This window comes from uncultured Alistipes sp. (assembly GCF_963931675.1).
GTDB lineage: Bacteria > Bacteroidota > Bacteroidia > Bacteroidales > Rikenellaceae > Alistipes.
Genome location: NZ_OZ007039.1, coordinates 2,153,708 through 2,172,820, shown reverse-complemented (window position 1 = coordinate 2,172,820; position 19,113 = coordinate 2,153,708). Strand labels below are relative to the sequence as shown.

The 19,113-nt window shown below is 47.9% G+C and carries 10 protein-coding genes; 7 read left to right on the top strand and 3 right to left on the bottom strand.

Translation table 11 applies throughout. The features are described 5' to 3' along the window. Window positions 1-70: 70 nt before the first annotated feature. The 3 genes from ABGT65_RS09225 to ABGT65_RS09215 form a co-directional block, all read right to left on the bottom strand. Window positions 71-1,930: a hypothetical protein gene (locus ABGT65_RS09225; protein WP_346701569.1), complete on the bottom strand. Its 1,860-nt coding sequence runs from the start codon at window positions 1,928-1,930 to the stop codon at window positions 71-73. Window positions 1,931-2,011: 81 nt separating this feature from the next. After that, on the bottom strand, window positions 2,012-3,421 hold the full coding sequence (locus ABGT65_RS09220; RefSeq protein ID WP_346701568.1) for a BNR-4 repeat-containing protein: 1,410 nt from the start codon (window positions 3,419-3,421) through the stop codon (window positions 2,012-2,014). A 42-nt stretch (window positions 3,422-3,463) separates the two neighbouring features. Continuing rightward, window positions 3,464-4,573 (bottom strand): glycoside hydrolase family 88 protein, encoded by a 1,110-nt coding sequence (locus ABGT65_RS09215; RefSeq protein WP_346701566.1) that lies wholly within the window; start codon window positions 4,571-4,573, stop codon window positions 3,464-3,466. On the opposite strand from ABGT65_RS09215, the gene ABGT65_RS09210 reads away from it, so the two are divergent. The 7 genes from ABGT65_RS09210 (at window position 4,572) to ABGT65_RS09180 (ending at window position 19,104) form a co-directional block, all read left to right on the top strand. Then, a complete protein-coding gene (locus ABGT65_RS09210; protein WP_346701565.1) occupies window positions 4,572-5,747 on the top strand; it encodes a LacI family DNA-binding transcriptional regulator in 1,176 nt (391 codons plus the stop codon). The genes ABGT65_RS09215 and ABGT65_RS09210 overlap by 2 nt on opposite strands. A 336-nt stretch (window positions 5,748-6,083) precedes the next feature. Further along, a complete protein-coding gene (locus tag ABGT65_RS09205) occupies window positions 6,084-9,518 on the top strand; it encodes a SusC/RagA family TonB-linked outer membrane protein (protein ID WP_346701563.1) in 3,435 nt (1,144 codons plus the stop codon). A 12-nt stretch (window positions 9,519-9,530) separates the two neighbouring features. Beyond that, window positions 9,531-11,387: a RagB/SusD family nutrient uptake outer membrane protein gene (locus ABGT65_RS09200; protein WP_346701561.1), complete on the top strand. Its 1,857-nt coding sequence runs from the start codon at window positions 9,531-9,533 to the stop codon at window positions 11,385-11,387. A gap of 23 nt (window positions 11,388-11,410) precedes the next feature. Further along, on the top strand, window positions 11,411-14,269 hold the full coding sequence (locus ABGT65_RS09195; protein ID WP_346701559.1) for a SusC/RagA family TonB-linked outer membrane protein: 2,859 nt from the start codon (window positions 11,411-11,413) through the stop codon (window positions 14,267-14,269). A 12-nt stretch (window positions 14,270-14,281) separates the two neighbouring features. Then, window positions 14,282-16,135: a RagB/SusD family nutrient uptake outer membrane protein gene (locus ABGT65_RS09190; protein ID WP_346701557.1), complete on the top strand. Its 1,854-nt coding sequence runs from the start codon at window positions 14,282-14,284 to the stop codon at window positions 16,133-16,135. A 26-nt stretch (window positions 16,136-16,161) separates the two neighbouring features. After that, the gene (locus tag ABGT65_RS09185) at window positions 16,162-17,238 is read left to right on the top strand and encodes a hypothetical protein (protein ID WP_346701555.1); all 1,077 of its coding nucleotides are present in this window, start codon (window positions 16,162-16,164) and stop codon (window positions 17,236-17,238) included. A gap of 12 nt (window positions 17,239-17,250) precedes the next feature. Continuing rightward, on the top strand, window positions 17,251-19,104 hold the full coding sequence (locus ABGT65_RS09180; protein ID WP_346701553.1) for a heparinase II/III family protein: 1,854 nt from the start codon (window positions 17,251-17,253) through the stop codon (window positions 19,102-19,104). Window positions 19,105-19,113: the final 9 nt, after the last annotated feature.

Genomic DNA, 19,113 nt, shown 5'->3' with positions numbered 1-19,113 from the left:
CAATCCTTCGGGGGTCCACAATTTATGCGGACCATCCCCGTTTCGGGGAGTCTTTGCATACAAACAGCTCTCAACGATTAACAGAGAATCGATAGCGGAAGCGGCCATTGGGAGCAGAATCCCCGTATTTCATGCATTCACATATATCTCCATCGCTCACACTGTTGTCAATCCATTTAAAATCGACCGTAAAATTATCCTTATTCGAGATATGCAGGGCCTCCAGCGGAATCGCAATCTCCATCTGATTATCACGAACCGCATAACTGATCTCACGGTCATCCCCCCAACTCCATCCGCCCTGGGCTCGCTGAAGAGTAGTCGTGGTTCCGCTCAACACGTTATTGTTCACAACATAACCGAATCCTTCCCAGTTATTTCCGGTATCCCCATCCACAGAGATAAACAATCGCATCCAATCGTCATCCGAATACGGAGTCATTGTATAGGCCGTTTTTACATAAAAATAAAGATTATTATCATCAGCCGTGACTTTTGTAACTATAATATCATTACGGCCCGAATAATCGATCAATTGTCCAACCCGACCCCATCCGAAATGATTCCGCTCTGCAATATCTCCCCTGTCATCAGAGTAGCAGACTGCAACATCAGTCCAATCGTCCATCGATCCATCAACAGATATCGAGCGGGTTTCTCGGATAACAGGAGGAGGAGTTACGCCCTTAAACTTCCGGATAAAATCTACCATATAGTAATAATAATTATCACGGAAGCCATCGGCTACAGGTTCAATATCCCGGCTATACTCATGGTTATACTGATCAACGAAATAGGTGTCACCTTCCGAGACCGGTTTCCCAATAAAATATTCCGTAGAAGGTATCTCCCCACTAATCTGCCGCTGCGCAACCCATTCATTCCAACCCGTAATAAGGACAAAATCGGGATCGATTTCCAATGCCCTGGCACACTGAAGTTTGAAATACGTACCAGCTCCCGACATCTCCTCAGTCGTAGTCGCAGGCTGCTCAGTACCCGTATGGCTTCGTCCGATGCAACGAAGTGACGGGTGGGTGGCCGGCATGACTGAAATTTGCTCGACGGCACCGTTTTTGAGTCCGGGCCTCTGGGGATAATAATCACCCCAGGTCCAACGGCCTTCGCCATCGCCGAACCATGATTGTCCCGAATCGAACCAGGCTTTCCGCATAGTAAAATAAGCAGCGACTTCCGCATCGAAACCCTCATCCGTATCGCATAAGATTAAAGGCTTTCCGTCCCATTGGAACCAAAGCGACTCATAACGACTATTGGAATAAAACTGATCATAAAGTGCCTGAACCGTTGCACTTGAGGAACTGTTGGCAAGAAAGGATATCTGCGGAGTAGGATTCCCTTCATTACGCATGGTCAGGTAGAGATTACAGATCGTGCGCACAGTCGATTCATAAATAAAACTGTTGGTCACGTCGAGGAAAATAACATCTATACCTGCATCACTGAGCATCTGTGCGTGCCTGCGCAATACCCATGTATCATTGGAAACATAATAATCAAAATAAGGCTTGCCCCAATGATGGAAAGCTTGATCGGGCCCATAAGCCGGATCAGAGGGATTTGCCTTAAGTAATTCCGTAATATCATACGGGCTTCTTGTATCGGAAGCCGACGGTGTGATGACTTCAGACGTATGGTCATTACTCGATTCATCATAACCATGATGTCCAAGCCATATAAAATAAAAGATACCGACTGATTTCCCTTCACGCCGTTCGGGATAATCATCCCCGAACGAGATCCGGTCCCCAGAAGCATATTGTGCTGTCCAAGAAGCAGCTCCATAGGCCTGAACAGCAGGATCGGTCGTACCAGAGGGCTCTTCTTGCGAATTACGTCCGTTTTCCTTGGTACATCCCATAAATATAAAGACGAGCAATCCCCAAACAAGAGGTTTGAATGCGTTCATTTAAGAAAGAATTTTAGGTTTAACAAATCCAGGATAGGCACAACAGGATGCCGATTCTATGGAACCGGCATCCTTAAAATGCTATCGCTTACCGATATCGGGGAGAGCCTTGGGTGCAGCCCACTCCTCCTTCATATCATAAGGCAATGAATAGACATTCCCTTTCGAATCGGTAAAATAAAGTATTGACTTTGTAAGTCGTTCGGGATTTCCATCCGCCCAAAAGCCATAGAAAGGATCTGTCGCATTGAGCGGTCGCCGTACATATCCATGATTATATGGGCTGTTGGAGGTCAAAGTTTTCACTCGTTTCCACGTCTTGCCTTTATTTTTACTTTGCCACATAACGATTTCACCGCCCGTACCCCATTTTTGGGGGCCCGCATCAGTTGGAGCGATAACCGTCCAACAGTCATGGCCGGTCCAAATACTGCCCGAATCATAGTTATGGGTCGAAGTCGTTACCGGATAATGATTCCATTCCGATCCGTTCCAATAACCGACATACCATTGTCTCGGATTGTTGCCCGGACCCGGTTTGTGTCCCCCACTGGTGAGGTAAAGCACGACCGGATTGCCTTCTTCATCGAAATTTACATCTTTAATATACAAATTCTTCTTTTGAGACTGAGCATCAACAACCAAACAAGGGCTGTGCAAATCCGTCACAGGAGTTTCGACCCTGATGCCATCGGCCGTAGTCCAAGTTTTACCCATATCCGTTGTCTGGAGGTAATACATATTTGTCCGAGTATCTACAACCCCGTTCTTATGCCGGTTAAAACAAGTAACAATTTTGTTCCCGAAAGATGCAGATACCTGATATTGCCCACTATATTTATCACCCGGCTCCTTAATATCCGCCAATAATTCCGGTGTACTCCAGGATTGACCATCCCGGCTGACCGAAAAATAGAGTTTGCGGACCCCCGTATATTGAGTAAAGCAAAGAAAGAAACCTTCTCCCGGTACATACATCGGTTGAGGATAGGTCATCATCCATGTTTTCACCGCATGGAATTTAGAAATATCATACGGATTTTCGCTTCGATAAATATGCCCCGGGCGTTTTGCTCCTCGACCGCTTACAAATACCCACAAATATCCATCCTCATCAATTTGGAGAGCCGGATTGTCATGCGGGTCTTTTACCTGCTCCTTGTCGAACACCACAACGGGTTTTTGAACCATCCCGGTTTTATGATCATAACAACCTATCATACAGAGCAAATGACGTTCCTTGGCTTCCGTCGTCCCTCCATATACGAAAAAAGTACGGTCTACTTCCGGAGCGTAAACAGCCAATGGATTATGCTTGACCGTATAGGTTCCCAATCCGCCAGAATACTTGTATCCATACTCGCTTTCCTGGCCCAATGTAAACCAAATCCCTCGATATCCATTGATTTTTTTATTGTTTAACGGTTGCGCAACAAGTGATATTCCACAAAACAGCGCCCCAAGCAAAAAAAGAACTTTTATCTTTCTCATATCAAATTCAATTATCGATTTTACGCATTTACGCACCCATCCCTATTCCTGCTTCAAACGGATGATTTCACTTCCGGCCAGCAACAGTCCGCCGACGCCATAAGCCTCAGTCGAATCGGCTCCTGCTTTCCGAGGTGCATTGCCAATGGGCTGAACATATCCCAACTTGCCGTCTGCATGAACATAACTGATAAGCGATTCCCATCCGCGCTCAAGAGCACGTTCATATTTCTTTCCGGAAAGGATCCCGGTTCGGAGTCCCCAGCCCAATCCGTAACAAAAGAAAGCGGAAACGCTGTTTTCAGGGTCGGGATACGTGGCAGGATCAAGCAAACTTGCATGCCACGAGCCGGAACGATCCTGTGTGTCAACCACTCTTTCAGCCATTTGGCAAAAGATCTCAATATAGTAACCGCGTGAGGGGTGGTCAGCGGGCAAATTTTCCAAAATAAGCGGGATAGCGGCAAATACCCAGCCATTACCACGACCCCAGAACTGTTTGGCTCCATTCGGCTCGCGCAATGGAATGCGCATACAGTCCCTATAATACAAATGTTCTTTCTTATCATAAAGCGAATCCGTACTGATGCGGAATTCACTGTCCATGTAATCAAAATAGATTTGTTCCCCCGTAATAGCATATAAAGCGGCATAGACCGGGGCTGCCATAAACAAAGCATCGCTCCACGACCAGCGTTCATCCTTCCCTTTCTCATCCGCTTTCGACATCGGAGCGGACGACGGATGAGAAGCCACATAAAAAGCACGCTCCATAACAGGCTGGAGCATCCTCCGGTCCTTATATTTACGATACATCTCAATGAAAGCCTGCCCGACGCAGATATCATCGGCGTGATAGACTCGGGAAGGCATAGCCCACCGATTTTTCTTTCCGATATTCATGAGAAAATCGAATATTTCCTGATTATTCTCCAAATTGGCCCATTCGATCATTCCCCGATAAAGCGCGCCGTTGACCCAACTGAGATTATTCCGTTTGACCTTTTCGAAATTATCCATTTGCCATGTTGCGACAGCATTGCAAACCGTGCGGACAGCATCGGGATTCATTTCGCCAGAGAAGGGTTGCGCGGCCTTCAACATCAGAGAAGGTGCTAATAAAAAATAAGCTAAAATTATAATTCGCTCCATGATTTCTGCTTTTAGATTTAAATACTTGGGAAAAATTAGCACCAAAAAACACAATCGATTGCACAAATATAAAAAAAATATATATATTTGTCAAAAGCGAACAAAAAACTTTTCCGACACACCTGCTTTTTCACAATATTTATCACCAGATTCAATGAATAACAACATCACAATATACGACCTTGCAAAGGAGTTGAGCACCACGGCATCAACAGTTTCCAGAGCATTCCAGGATCATCCGCGGATCAGCCGGAAAATGAAGGAAAAGGTGTGGTCATTGGCCAAAGAGCGTGGATTCCAGCCGAATTTGGCAGCCAGTCAACTCCGAACAGGAAAAGGCCGGGTAATTGGAGTCATCGTGCCCCGCATAGGCCGTTCATTCTTTTCCCTTCTGATTGAAAGTATCGAAAATGTAGTTAATGAAGCCGGCTACAGTGTACTGGTTGCGCAATCACACGAATTATGGGAGAAGGAAAAACAGGTTCTGCAGGCAATGATGCAAAAAGTCGACGGGCTTGCCATTTCACTTGCTGCCGATACAATCGACTATCAGCATTTTGACCAGGCCATAGAAAAAGGTATGCCTATCGTTTTTTTCGATCGCATTCCTTTGTTCCGTCATGTCAATAGTGTACGAATTGACGACTATGCCGGCGCCTATGATGCTGTGAAACACATGATAGACAGAGGTTGTAAACGTATAGCACATTTGGCCGGGCCTCAAGGCATCAGTGTTTATCAACAACGCCAGATGGGATATGTACAAGCCCTCAAAGAAGCAGGAATCCCCATAAGCGAACAGTTGGTTTATCAATGCGGTATCACGTTAGAAGCCGGGACAAAAGCGGCAGAGCAGATTTTATCGCTACCTCTCGACGAACGTCCCGATGCCGTATTTTCATCAAGTGACAATTCTGCCATGGGGCTATTCAAATCACTAAAAAACAACAACATAAAAATACCGGAGGACATTGCAGTTGTTGGATTCGGCAACGAACTATTCGACGAATTCGTTGATCCGATGCTTTCATCTGTAGATCAACGAAATGTAGAAATGGGTATCGAAGTGGCAAAAATGCTATTGGAGCAAATGAATCTGCCGATTGCAGACCGTAAGGTAAAGGATATCGTATTAAAACCCCAACTTATTATAAGGAAATCGTCAGAAAAATAAAAGACAAGAAACACACCTAACACAATCGATTATAGCGTATAACCTCACTAACAAACAAGCTTATGACCTAAAATTAATTCACACGCCTTAAGCCTAACCCAGCAAAATCTACTCTTCCCGAAAACCGAGCATCGAAGAGTTATTGTCCAACTTGTGCGAGAGCAAAGATGCCGGGCCACGGTTCAAACCGATCGTGGCGGAGTATTATCTTTTTTCCTGTATATATTCCATTCGGGGTGCGGCAGAGTTGCCAACTCTTGTCGAGATTGTCATACTTCCATCGGATTCTTCGTGATCCCAATCGCTCTTGAACCTAACAACCTTAAAACTATACCTATGAAAAATACCAACACTTTGACGGAAGAGCGGCAAGTACTCCCAAAAGGTATCGTTGTTCTTATGTCAATATTATTATGCGGCTTGGTGTTTGGCTCCCCATCTGCATTTGCCCAAAATTCGTCCATAGTTACCGGAATCGTACTTGACGAAGAAGGCAAGCCCATTCAAGGGGCTTCGGTTTCCGCAAGGGGGGGGGTATTTTCCCAAACCGTAACAACCAGTGCTGAAGGGAGTTTTGAACTATCCGCAGCACCTGGAACCACTATTTTAATTTCCGCATCTGGATATACATCACAAGAAATCCGGATTTCCACCGAGCGCAACCTACGTATTACTTTATCGAAAAATACAGGAAATCCCCACGACCCAAAAAACACCGAAACCGACATACCTGTGTCAGGTATCGTTCTCGATGATGAGGGAAACCCGATGCTCGGGGCAACCATAACTGTCAAAGACAGAAACGACTTGGGCGGAGTTATGGCCGATCAAAACGGCCGATTCAATTTCTCGGTTCCGCGGGGGAGCATTCTGCTCGTTCAATTCATCGGCTATCAGAACCGAGAGTATAAAATCACCAAAGAGACTCAATTACAGGTAACTCTGTATGAAGAAGCAACCGATATCGAAGATGTCGTAGTTGTCGGATATGGGGTGCAACGCAAGGAATCCGTAGTTGGAGCCATTTCCCAGGTCCATACGGAAGAACTGGTTAATTCGGGAACCGTCAATATTACCAATGCCATCGCAGGCAAGCTCCCAGGCGTATTAACCTATCAGACCAGCGGACAACCGGGAAATAACGACGCGACAATCTATATCCGAGGGCTTTCGAGCTGGAACGGATCGGAGCCGCTGATCCTCGTAGACGGCATGGAACGCTCCTTTTCAGAACTCGATCCGAACGAAGTTCGCACCATCTCCGTATTGAAAGACGCTTCAGCCACGGCCGTTTTCGGAGCCAAAGGGGCAAACGGCGTAATCATCGTAACGACCCGTACGGGGTCAATCGGCCGTCCAAAGATGAACCTGTCGGTAAATTATGGAATGGACATACCCACCAATGTTCCGGACCACATCAGCTCCTATCAGACTGCTCTGATGGCCAATGTGGCTTACAAAAATGTCGGCATGTTCTCCAGCCTCTTTTCCGAGAAAGAGCTGGCAGAATATCGGAACCCATCTTCGCGTGTCAATTCACTCCGCTATCCCGATAATGACTGGTTCGATCTTCTGGTTAAAAAGATATCGCCTACCGTCAATGCCAACTTCAATATCTCGGGAGGAAACGACTGGGTAAAATATTTCATGAATTTCAGCTATGCCCATGAAGGCTCCATCGCCAAGCGATTCAGCGATTGGGGTAATTCCACATTCCGTTACGACAAGATCAACTACCGCACGAATTTGGATTTCACCGTAACCAAGTCGACCTCTCTTTCACTCAAGGTCGGAGGGACCTTGGGCATCCGGCAACAGCCCGACGGTGTTTCGGTCAGCACGCTGTTCAACAGTATCTACACAGCTTCGCCCATGTCATTCAATGCCTATTACCCCGCTTGGGCATTAGAGGAGATCCCCGACACGGACTACCCTGACGCGAACGAACCCCGCTTAGCGGCAAACAGAGGATCGTACTATCGGAATCCCTACACTTATCTGAACGACGCCTCATTTGAACAAACGACCACCAATACACTTTATACAGACCTCATTCTCGATCAAAAACTCGACTTCATCACCGAAGGGCTCTCCATCAATGCGAAAGCCTCATTGAGTACCTACTACGGCCGTATTTCACAACAGGCCAACCAAAGTTATTCAGTTTTTTACATCGACTGGGACCGTTACGACAATCAGGATGGAAATCCCTGGGTGCGGAACACGACAACTTCAAGTGTTTACGAAGAAGAACCTTATGCCGTGACGCAGGGTGGGATGAGCGGCACCTACTATACGATTTTTTATTGGGAGGCATCGCTCAACTACGCCCGCACCTTTGGACAGGATCATCATGTGACCGGACTGGCACTATTTCAACAACGGGAACGCAATACCAACTCAAATTTCCCCTACCGGACTCAAGGATTGGTCGGCCGAGTGACTTACGCTTATAAAAACAAGTATCTCTTTGAGGCCAACGTCGGCTATACGGGATCAGAACAGTTCTCGCCAAGCAATCGGTACGGTGTGTTCCCTTCGGCAGCAGTCGGTTACGTCATATCGCAGGAGGGTTTTTGGAAGCACTCGATGCCATGGTGGAATCTGATGAAGATCCGCTATTCAGATGGTATTGTGGGAAGCGACAGCGCCGACGAACGCTGGCTATACTATAGCAGCTACACCAGCCGAGGAGGTCTCCTCTATGAAGATGACGCAGCAAACTCCAACGCAAGGTGGGAAACAGCCCGCAAACGGGACCTGGGAATTGAAATGGGATGGTTTGACAACATGATCACATTAACAGTCGATCTGTTTGACGAACGCCGTAAAGACATGCTCATTGCACCACAGGTCACCATGTTGGTTGGCACCGACTACAAAAACGTCAACCGAGGCGAAATGAAAAAGCACGGTATCGATATTGAACTCGGGTTCAGCCGCAAAACCCGATCCGGGCTTCGTTATGATTTCGGGGCCATGATCGGACTCAACGAAAACCGGATTGTCAACTATGAGGACGCCCTCTATGCACCCGACTATCAGAAATACGCAGGCACCAGCTACAAAGGAGCCCGCCTCGGAACGAATTTAGTAGACTCGGGTTATTATACTTCAGTAGACGACATTCACAACTACCCCAGTTATACAAGCAATTGGTCACATATCTTCCCCGGCACCTACAAATACCTGGATTACAAGTTCGACGGGAAACTGGATTCTGACGATTTGCACTATATAGAAGGATGTCAATGGCCTCCTGTCGTCTATTCGTTCCACGCAGGATTGAGCTATAAGGGATTTGAATTCAACGTACTTTTTTACGGCAACAAAGGCAAATACGTTGAATACAACCGCAACTTCGAAATGGAGTTCAACCACAATGACCTGGTGGTCAACAAGTCTCAACTCGATTATTGGCGCCCGGACAATCCCAATGCTTCGCATAACAACCTGTTTTACGGCGACCCGAATGCGCTCTACGAATGGGGAGGAGGGAGCTCGACCAACGGCTACGACGTCCAGATTCCCGACCGCACATGGCGCAAAGCCGACTATCTGACGTTAAAGGAAATCTATGCTTCCTACACGTTCAATCGCGAAAAACTAAAGAAAGCACTGGGAATCAACTCTCTCAGCATTTATATGACAGCAAATAACGTCTACACGTTCACCAATCTGATCGAACACGACCCCCAGCGGACGTCCATTGCATCCGGATACTATCCGATGATGACAACTTTGAAGCTGGGTATCAAGATAGGATTCTAAACGACAAAGATTATGAGAAAATATATTGTCATATTATTCTGTTCCCTGTTCGGCTTGAATTCGTGTAACTATCTCGATGTTGATCCCGAATTAGGCATAGACGAAGAAGATATCTTCTCCTCCTACAAGAATTTCAAAGCCTATTTCAATGTGGTATATTACGGAACGGAGAGCGATTATGATGTGAATCTAACACTGGGATTTCCTCTCCAGGCCGATATTTACACAGCCCGGGCTTCATTCTATCAGTATACCGATATGGCCGATGCCGGACGTCTGATAACTTCTCAGAATATCAAGCGAGGGACTATGGGAGATCGTATCATATCATACCTGACTATCGAGAGAAGCAGAAGTCCCATATCCAAATCCATGTTCCAGATCATTCGCATCTGCAACCGCACCATCGAAAATATCGACCGTTTGCGCAACACCTCCGACGAGGACAAAAACGACCTGTTAGGTCAGGCTTATTTCATTCGAGCCTATGCTCATTTCGTGTTGGTACGTTATTTCGGAGGGATGCCATATTTGGATCACTCACTCGGTGAAGACGACGAATGGGATCTCACCCGGCTCCCGGCTGCCGAAACTCTACGCCGCTGCGCAGAAGATTACGATACAGCCTACGAATTACTCCGGCAAGCCGGCAAAATGCGTCGCGACGGTCGCCCAGGCGAAGCGGGCCATTTGTCCAGCAACGAGATGCTATTTCCGAATGGCGTAGCAGCCAAAGCATTGAAAGCAAGAGCCCTACTATATGCAGCCAGTCCATTAAACAATAACGGGGCCGTCAGCTGGGCTGATGCAGCTACCGCCTGTGGAGAGGCAATCGCCATTGCTGAGGAATGGGGTTATGCGATGCTGGATTTCTCAAATTGGAATAACAACTACTATGGTGTAACTTATACCAATGAACAAATCTGGGCATGGAATCGTTCCGACCGCATGCTCAACAACAACGAATTCCTTTGCGCACTGCTGGCCGAACCGCAAGGAGGGCACTCCGCAGCAAGCGGGACATGCCCGACCCAGAATTGCGTCGACATGTTCGAAACTGCCAATGGCTATCCCCTCAACACCGAGTCGGATCGGGATATTGCACAGGCGGCAGGTGCCTACAACGAACAGGATCCCTACAACAATCGCGACCCTCGTTTTTACAAGACTATTCTTTACGACGGAGCCGTTGTCGCCGGAGCCCCCGACGGGGTCAATATCCACTACGACCCAAATACCGGGACGTGGCCTACCACCCAGTTAAACGGTCGGGGACGGACATTCGGAATCCCTTGGGGATCGAGAGAAAGCGACGGCTATACCAATACGGGCTACTACCAGCTTAAATGGTGGGATGGCCACTATGGGACGTCCGGGCCCCGTCACGCAATTACCGATCCGCTGATCCGCATGGCCGAACTTTATCTGAACTACGCCGAAGCGGTCAACGAAGCCTATGGGCCCGAAGGAACTGCCGGAGGATTGTCTCTAACCGCTCTCGAAGCCGTAAACATGGTTCGGAATCGGGCCGGCATGCCAGATGTCCGAGCAGAATACTCCAGCGACCCAACCCTGCTCCGTGACAGGATCCGTAACGAGCGCAACGTGGAGCTCGCTTTTGAAGGGCACCATTACTATTTCGACAGTCGGCGCTGGATGACAGCCCCAACAACCATGACTGCCACACAGATGGGTATGTATATCGAAAAGACCGATGTCAGTTCCGAATATCCCAATGGCAAGATATATACCCGTCGGCCTCTGAACGACAACAGACAGGCTACCTGGAAATCGGCGATGTATTATATCCCGTTCCCAACTTCGGAAGCCAATAAAATGACAAATTTCGTCAACAACGAAATGTGGTAATATCGCAATTCAGCCCGATATTTATGAAGATCAAACACATACATATATACATACCGGCAATATTGAGTGTGAGCCTTCTTTTCCCGATATCCACTCTCGCCGAAGAACCTGCCCTTCCCCAAGAAAACAAAACCGAGCAGGACAGCATCGTAGCTCTTCCGTTCTGGGGAGATATCCGACGGTTGCGCAATACCGGCAGCGCCAGATCACTGACCTCGGATGACCTGAAATATCCGGCCATCGATTTCCGCAACATGCTCACCGGATTGATTACCGGGTTGGAAGTAACCGAAACGGACGGAAATCCTGAGATCTATCCGACAGGAAACGGAAGCGTCAATCTCCGGTCGCGAGGTCAGTCCATCGGTCTGATCGTCGACGATGTCCCTGTCTCTCCGACACAAATACAACTCGATCCTGGAGAAATCGAATCCATCACGTTGCTCAATGACGTGGTATCCAAAGCCATGTTCGGTCCCGATGCCACCGGAGGAGTTCTTTATGTCCGGACCAAGCATGGCCGCCCCAACTCACGGACAATCGAAGTCAACTTCGAAAGCGGAGTCAGTTTCACCGACCGCTTTCCCGAATGGTGCAACGGTGCGGATTATGCGGAACTGAACAATCAAGCCCGTACTGCCAGCAGGCGTCCCGCCCTTTACAGCACAGAGGCCATCGCCCGTTTCGCGGAAAACAATCCCGATGATTATTATTATCCCAGCGCCGATTTCCGTTCGATGATGCTCAAAGATACCAAACCTTTCGCTCGGGCCAACGTGATGATCAATGGCGGGGGTAAAAGCGTACGCTACAATGCATACATCGGTTATGCAGGCGAAGGCGATCTTTACAAGATCGGACCTGTATCCGACTACAACAGGCTGAACGTACGATCAAGTATCGATGCCCGCATCACGAAAAACCTGGAAGCGAATGTCTCTTTCTACGCGGGACTGACCATCCGCCGGTCACCAAGGTATTCATCCTCAACCGGAAGCACGGTATTCACTTCGGTAATGAATCATCTGCGGACAATCCCTCCCGTGGCATTTCCGGTACGATTGGGTACATACTCCGATGAAAACAGCGACCTGGAGGTTCCCGACGGAAGCGAAACCATCCTGGATAATCTGGAAGGACGCACCATTTGGGGAGTAAGCAATGCTTATTCCGACAACCCGATAGCTGCCCTCACAGAAACGGGATCGTTCACCAATCGTGGCCGTACAGGCATGATCAACGCGACGGTGAAATACGACTTTTCATGGTTAGTCAAAGGATTGAAGTCCTATACGTTCCTCAATCTGAACTCTTACCTGATGACACGAATCGGAAAGTCTCCCGACTATCTGGCCTACGTCTGGAACCGCGATCAAGGTATTGTATCACTCTCCTCTCACACCGGGGCCCGCGCTTCGGGTAAGACCAAATTGACGGACTTCCATCGACAAAGTCTAAACCTGTTCGAACATCTGGTCTACGATTTTGAAAAAAACAAACATGCCGTAAACGCATCCGCAACCTATTACCTGGCCAATTCGGTAACAAAGGGGAACGAAAACTACGAAAAACAGCAAAACGGTATTTTCACGGCGTCTTATTCTTATGACGATCGTTACATATTCCAAGGTGTACTGAACTACTCCGGGTCCTCGATGTTCCGCCGTGGATATCGCTATGATCTATTTCCATCAGTAGGAATAAGCTGGGTCGTCTCCAATGAGAATTTCATGGATCGAGTAAAGTGGATTAACCTGCTTAAACTCCGCGGTCAATACGGGGTTATCGGCTATGAAAGCTACGGAGATGAAACGTTGCATGAAAGCATCTATGTGAAGAACGGTAATTTCACTTTCGGCCCTTACACCGGAGGAGGATCGACCTGGTTCGGAACCGGAACTGAAACCGTACCCAGAACCACCTTACAGAGGTTGGCAAATCCGACTTTGACATGGGAGAAACGTAAGGAATTTAACGCTGGACTGGATGCAGTCCTGTTCAACAATCATCTCTCTCTGGAATTAAACTATTACAATATCAAGCGTGAAGGCATCATCACCGAAATGACCGGCACCATTCCATACTCTTACGGTTTAGGTGAAACTCAATTGTACGAGAACTACAATTCGATGCGTTACTACGGAGGAGAAATCGGCGTTCGTTACCAAAACCAGTTCGGCGATTTCCATTACGCTATCGGCGGAAGCGCGACGTTCCAGGAAGCGAAGTACCTGAAACTGGACGAGATATATACCTATGACTATCAACGCCAAACGGAAACTCTCGAAGGTGACTATTGGGGATATGTCTATAAAGGTCCGTACAATTCGGAAGATGAGACCAGCCAACGTCTTCAAATGTATGCAGACCTGAATAACGACGGACAAGTTGACGACAACGATAATACGGTCATCGGCAATACGATCCCCAAATTGTTCTATTCCATTAATCTCTATATGCGCTACAAATGGCTGGATCTGACAGTGGTCGGCACGGGGCGTGCATTCTGCGACATCCCGTTAACCAATGCCTATTTCCGCAACGGTTGGGGCGACGACAACTATTCGCACTTCGTACGGGATAACGTCGGCGGAGAATATCCACGGTTGACCTACACTCGGGCTACCAACTATTATCTCGTTTCTCGCTTTTGGTTACGCGACGGAGGGTATTTCAAGATTCAGAACATAGAACTCGGATTTAACGCACCGCTGAAAAAAAGCAACAAAATCGGGATTAAAGGTCTTCGAATCTTTCTTCGCGGAGCCAATCTCGTGACTTTCACCAAAATCAAGTATGTTGATCCAGAATCGGTTGATGCCGGTGTTACGACCTATCCTCTATTCCGAACCTTCACTGGAGGCATCAAAATCACGTTCTAAAAGCCTAATACCATGAAAAAGATATCATCAGCTCTCATTGCATCGATTCTGCTGGTCGGATGTTCGGACTTTCTCAATCCATTGCCCAACGGATATTACGATGAAAACAACTATACCGAATATCCGTCAATTATTCGCGGATTCATAACAAAAGGGTACACCTTGTTGCCCAGCAGTTATACAGATCAGGAATTCATCGGTCTGGACTGCATAACCGACGATGCAGCCTATACCAATGGAGACAATGACTTGAGCAGATTTTCGTTAGGAACCACAGTTCCAGGCTCCGATCCGTTCATTTCGTTCTGGAATCGTAATTATCGAGGTATTTATTACGCCAACCGTTTCCTGAAGGATGACCTCGGGTTCAACACCCGTTATCTGATAGACCGGCAATCGGACAGCCTGCTCCGCAGGTGTTTGAAAGGAGATGCTTTTGCCCTGCGTGCCTGGTTTCAATACGACCTGTTACGCAAGTTCGGCGGCAAGGCTACGAACGGGGAGTATTTAGGATTCCCGATCATTACCGATCCGGTAGAGGTTGATAACATGGAACCACAGACTCTCAGGCGAAACACCTATAAAGAGTGTGTAAATCAGATTATCGCCGATTGTGATTCGGCCTATAAGTACTTGCCCCTTGCCAATCGCAATTTCGTAACAGAAGATCTCGTACAAAACATCGAGGTGGTAGGCTCTATCCGCTACAAGGCGTTTGACGCCATCTCCATGGAAGCGCTTAAAGCCATGACGTATCTGATGTGGGCCAGCCCCAACTATAACCCGGATACGAACGACAGAGTAACGGCCTGGCGAAAGGCTGCGGAATCGGCGGCTAAAGTCCTCATGTACAAACGAGACGTAGAGGGAAGCGCCTATGGCCTCAATCTCGAAGACGGATTTCAATGGACAGACCCCAATAGTCCTGAAATCATCTTCCCGTCGCGCTATGTAACCGACGACGAAACCATCGAACGCAATTTTTATCCCAATGGATTCCAAGGGTACGGAGCCATCGGCCCATCCCAATCTTTAGTGGATGCCTTTCCGATGGCCAACGGATACCCGATCGACCATATCAACAGCGGATACGATGAGAACAATCCATATGCGAACAGGGACCCCCGCTTTTATGCCACGGTATTCTATAACGGAGCCGAAGCTAAACGCGGAACAAACGGGGAGGTCATGTACACCTTTGAAACCTATACAGGAGGCAAGGACGAGGCTGGATTATCTTACAACTCGAGAACCGGATATTATTTTAAGAAATATGTTTATATGAACTGGAATAAATCCGACAACAATGTTGAAACGGCCCCGAAATGTATTTTTTATATACGATGGACCAATATGCTGTTAATCTTTGCAGAGGCTGCCAACCAGATTAGCGGTCCAACCGCGGCATTCGAGATTACTACAGCTTCAGACGAAAGCGAAATCCACGAATTGATGAGAGGCCGCCAATTCAGGCTGTCTCCCAAAGAAGCTATCGCAACCATTCGCAGTCGCACAACAACGGATGGCACTCCTGGAATCGGAGCAGGTGGGTCCGATCCATATTTGGATGAGTGCGCAAGCAACCCTACGGCTTTCAGGGAACTGATTCGCAATGAGCGCCGTCTGGAAACTTGCCTGGAAGGTTCGCGGGCCTATGATCTTCGGCGCTGGGCTACCCAACTCAGTGACCTGAATGTCCGAATCGACAAAGTGGTCATCACCAAAAGCGACGACGACACATTCCAATACTCAACGGCTCGAGTCGAAAGCCGTAGTTTCAATTCAATTTATCTACCGCTTCCTTATACGGAAGTTCGGAGAGCGCCCAATCTGCTTCAAAATGAAGGTTGGGAAACCTGGAGATAAATGATAACCCTCAAAAAAGTATACCGATGAAAAAATTACTAATGATTCTTTCTCTATCGATATTGTCTTCGGGATGTTACGATGACTATGTCCAAGATTACAAAAATGCCTCCGGGCATTCTTCCGGCATATATATCGCCTATCAATATGATGTGCGAAGTTTCATCGTGGGAGAAGGGATGAGTTTTCAGATCGGAGCCGTATTGGCAGGTGTAATCGACAACACGCAGGATCGGGAGGTCTATTTCCGGATAGATGACAATCTGGTCAACGGAGATCTGATTGAATTCAGCGATACCTTTGATGAAGAGGAAGGTATCAACGTAGAAGGCACCTCATTTACGGCAATAGACGGCATGTATGGGAATGCGCCGGCCGGAGATCTCAGTGCGGCATATGTGACCAATCTGTTCAGCAGCTTGAATCTCAGCGAAATCGCTGTGATGCCTACAGACTACTACCTCTTGAGCAATACGGAACGAATGACCATTCCCAAAGGTTGGCATACGGGAACTGTAACAGTAAAAGCCGATTCAGTTGCCTTTCTCTCCGACCCCGTAACAAAAACTCCTTACTACGCATTCGGATTCCGCATCGAACACGCTGACGCAGACACCGTGCTATTGTCCAAAAGTTTCGCAGTCATCGCTGTGAAATACGAAAACATGCTCTTCGGCAACTACTATCATGGAGGTGTCACCACCATCCGGGACAATACCACAAATGAAGTGATTTCCACGGATGTTTATCCCACGACGATTCCTCAAGACGAAAACGCCATCTATACATTGACAACCGATGCTCCATTAGCGCTGACAACCAATCGGCTGGGCAACGGAAGCGGATCACTGCGCCTCGTACAGCACGAACACGGCGAAATAGAAGTCTCGTCTGCGGACGGAAGTCTCACAATCGAACCTTTCGACAAAGGCAGCCATTTCAACCAGGCCCGTTTGTTGCAAGATCGCAAGATCTTCCTCAACTACAAGTACGACAATAAGGATGGGACATCAACCTATGTACAGGATACGCTGACGTTCCGGAACAGAATACGCGATGGAGTGAACGAATGGCAGGACGAAAATCCAGACCATTACAATTAGAGAAAAGGAATCATGAAAATCTTAATTCTTATATTCTCTCTATGCTGCACGGCTTCGGCCTGGTGTGCGACGTTTGACTATTCTTCGATTACGCCGCATCCTCGATTGCTTTTGCGCAAAGGTGAAGAACAAATCCTGCAAAAGCACCTTCGGGGGAATCCGGACATGCAGAAAGTCCACGAGCGAATTCTTGCCGACTGTTCCACATTCCTTTTGGAACCGCCCGTCCAACGGATCAAGGAGGGGAAACGGCTACTCGCGGTTTCCCGGACTGCCTTGAAGCGTATCTTCTATCTCTCTTATGCCTATCGCATGGTTGGAGATAAACGGTACGCCCGGCGAGCCGAGCAAGAGATGCTTGCTGCAAGCCAATTCATAGACTGGAACCCCTCCCATTTTTTAGATGTGGGAGAAATGACCATGGCTTTGGCTATCGGATACGACTGGTTGTATGATCAGCTCTCACCTGCCACGCGTGAGACTGTCCGGCAAGCCATTATCGACAAGGGATTTGCCCCGACATCGAATTCCCGACAGGCCTGGTTTTATTCTTCTGCAACCAATTGGAATCAGGTATGCAACGGAGGGCTGGTCTACGGGGCCCTGGCTATTTACGAGGATTGTCCCGAGACAGCCCAATCCATCATTGAACGTTGTATGAAGACCAATCCTATCGCCCTGGCGAGTTATGCCCCCCAGGGAGGCTATCCCGAAGGATACGGTTACTGGGGCTATGGAACCAGTTTTCAGGTGATGCTTCTTGCTGCGTTGGAAAGTGCGTTCGGACATGATGGAGGACTATCAACGGCTCCAGGATTTCTCGAATCAGCCGAATTTATGCAGATGATGTCTGCTCCAAGCGGGAACTGCTTCAATTTTTCAGATGCAGAGCCGATTGCCGATTGCCACATGATGCTCTTTTGGTTCGCCCGCAAAACTGGCAATACAGCCGTATTGTGGCCGGAAATATACAAGATGCGAAACGGTGCAGCATTTGCTGAAGATCGACTGTTGCCGTGTCTGTTGATTTTCGGAGCACAGTACCGCCTTGACCAGTTACCTGCCCCTTCGCGTCATTTTTGGTACAACGAGGGGAAAACACCAGTTTACATCTACCGCGAAGGTTGGAGTTCACCCAACGACACCTATTTGGGAATCAAGGGAGGATCGGCAGCCACAAGTCATGCCCACATGGACGCCGGGTCATTCATCTTCGAAGCCGAGGGCGTCCGTTGGGCCATGGACCTTGGTGTACAGGAGTATTATACTCTTGAAAGCAAAGGGGTTGACCTTTGGAACTCGGGTCAAGAGGGCGAACGCTGGGAGGTTTTCCGTATCGGACCCTTCTCGCACAACACGATTACAGCCAACGGGCATCGGCATTTCGTCAAAGGTTTTGCACCAATCGTAAAAACATTCAGGACGCGATCATGCAAAGGCGCAGAGGTCGATCTGACACAGGTATTACATCCCGACCTGGATTCGGCTGTACGGAAAATATTGGTAGACAAAAAAAAGCATTTAATTGTCATAGATCGACTTAAAGCAGGCGACTCGATAACCCATGTACGATGGTCTATCACGACTCCGGCTTGTGCGAAAATTGTGAATGACAAAGAGATTTTGCTTGAGTCCCAAGGCAAGCACCGTCTGTTGACAGTTGATTGCGGAGCCAAGGATTTCGCGCTAAAAATCTGGTCCAACGAGCCTCCACATGCCTACGACATGCCCAATCCGAATACTTGCCGTATCGGTTTCGAAGTGACTTTGCAGCCCGGTGAATATGCAAAATTGACAGCACGGCTACTTCCGCTTACAGATCGGAAATTCGAGACGATGCAACAGAGTATGGTAACGAACAATTAATATTTCAAA

Coding starts and splice junctions, on each gene's coding strand:
- ABGT65_RS09225 (WP_346701569.1), bottom strand. CDS start 1,930: ATGAACGCATTCAAACCTCTTGTTTGGGGATTGCTCGTCTTTATATTT.
- ABGT65_RS09220 (WP_346701568.1), bottom strand. CDS start 3,421: ATGAGAAAGATAAAAGTTCTTTTTTTGCTTGGGGCGCTGTTTTGTGGA.
- ABGT65_RS09210 (WP_346701565.1), top strand. CDS start 4,572: ATGATTTCTGCTTTTAGATTTAAATACTTGGGAAAAATTAGCACCAAA.
- ABGT65_RS09215 (WP_346701566.1), bottom strand. CDS start 4,573: ATGGAGCGAATTATAATTTTAGCTTATTTTTTATTAGCACCTTCTCTG.
- ABGT65_RS09205 (WP_346701563.1), top strand. CDS start 6,084: ATGAAAAATACCAACACTTTGACGGAAGAGCGGCAAGTACTCCCAAAA.
- ABGT65_RS09200 (WP_346701561.1), top strand. CDS start 9,531: ATGAGAAAATATATTGTCATATTATTCTGTTCCCTGTTCGGCTTGAAT.
- ABGT65_RS09195 (WP_346701559.1), top strand. CDS start 11,411: ATGAAGATCAAACACATACATATATACATACCGGCAATATTGAGTGTG.
- ABGT65_RS09190 (WP_346701557.1), top strand. CDS start 14,282: ATGAAAAAGATATCATCAGCTCTCATTGCATCGATTCTGCTGGTCGGA.
- ABGT65_RS09185 (WP_346701555.1), top strand. CDS start 16,162: ATGAAAAAATTACTAATGATTCTTTCTCTATCGATATTGTCTTCGGGA.
- ABGT65_RS09180 (WP_346701553.1), top strand. CDS start 17,251: ATGAAAATCTTAATTCTTATATTCTCTCTATGCTGCACGGCTTCGGCC.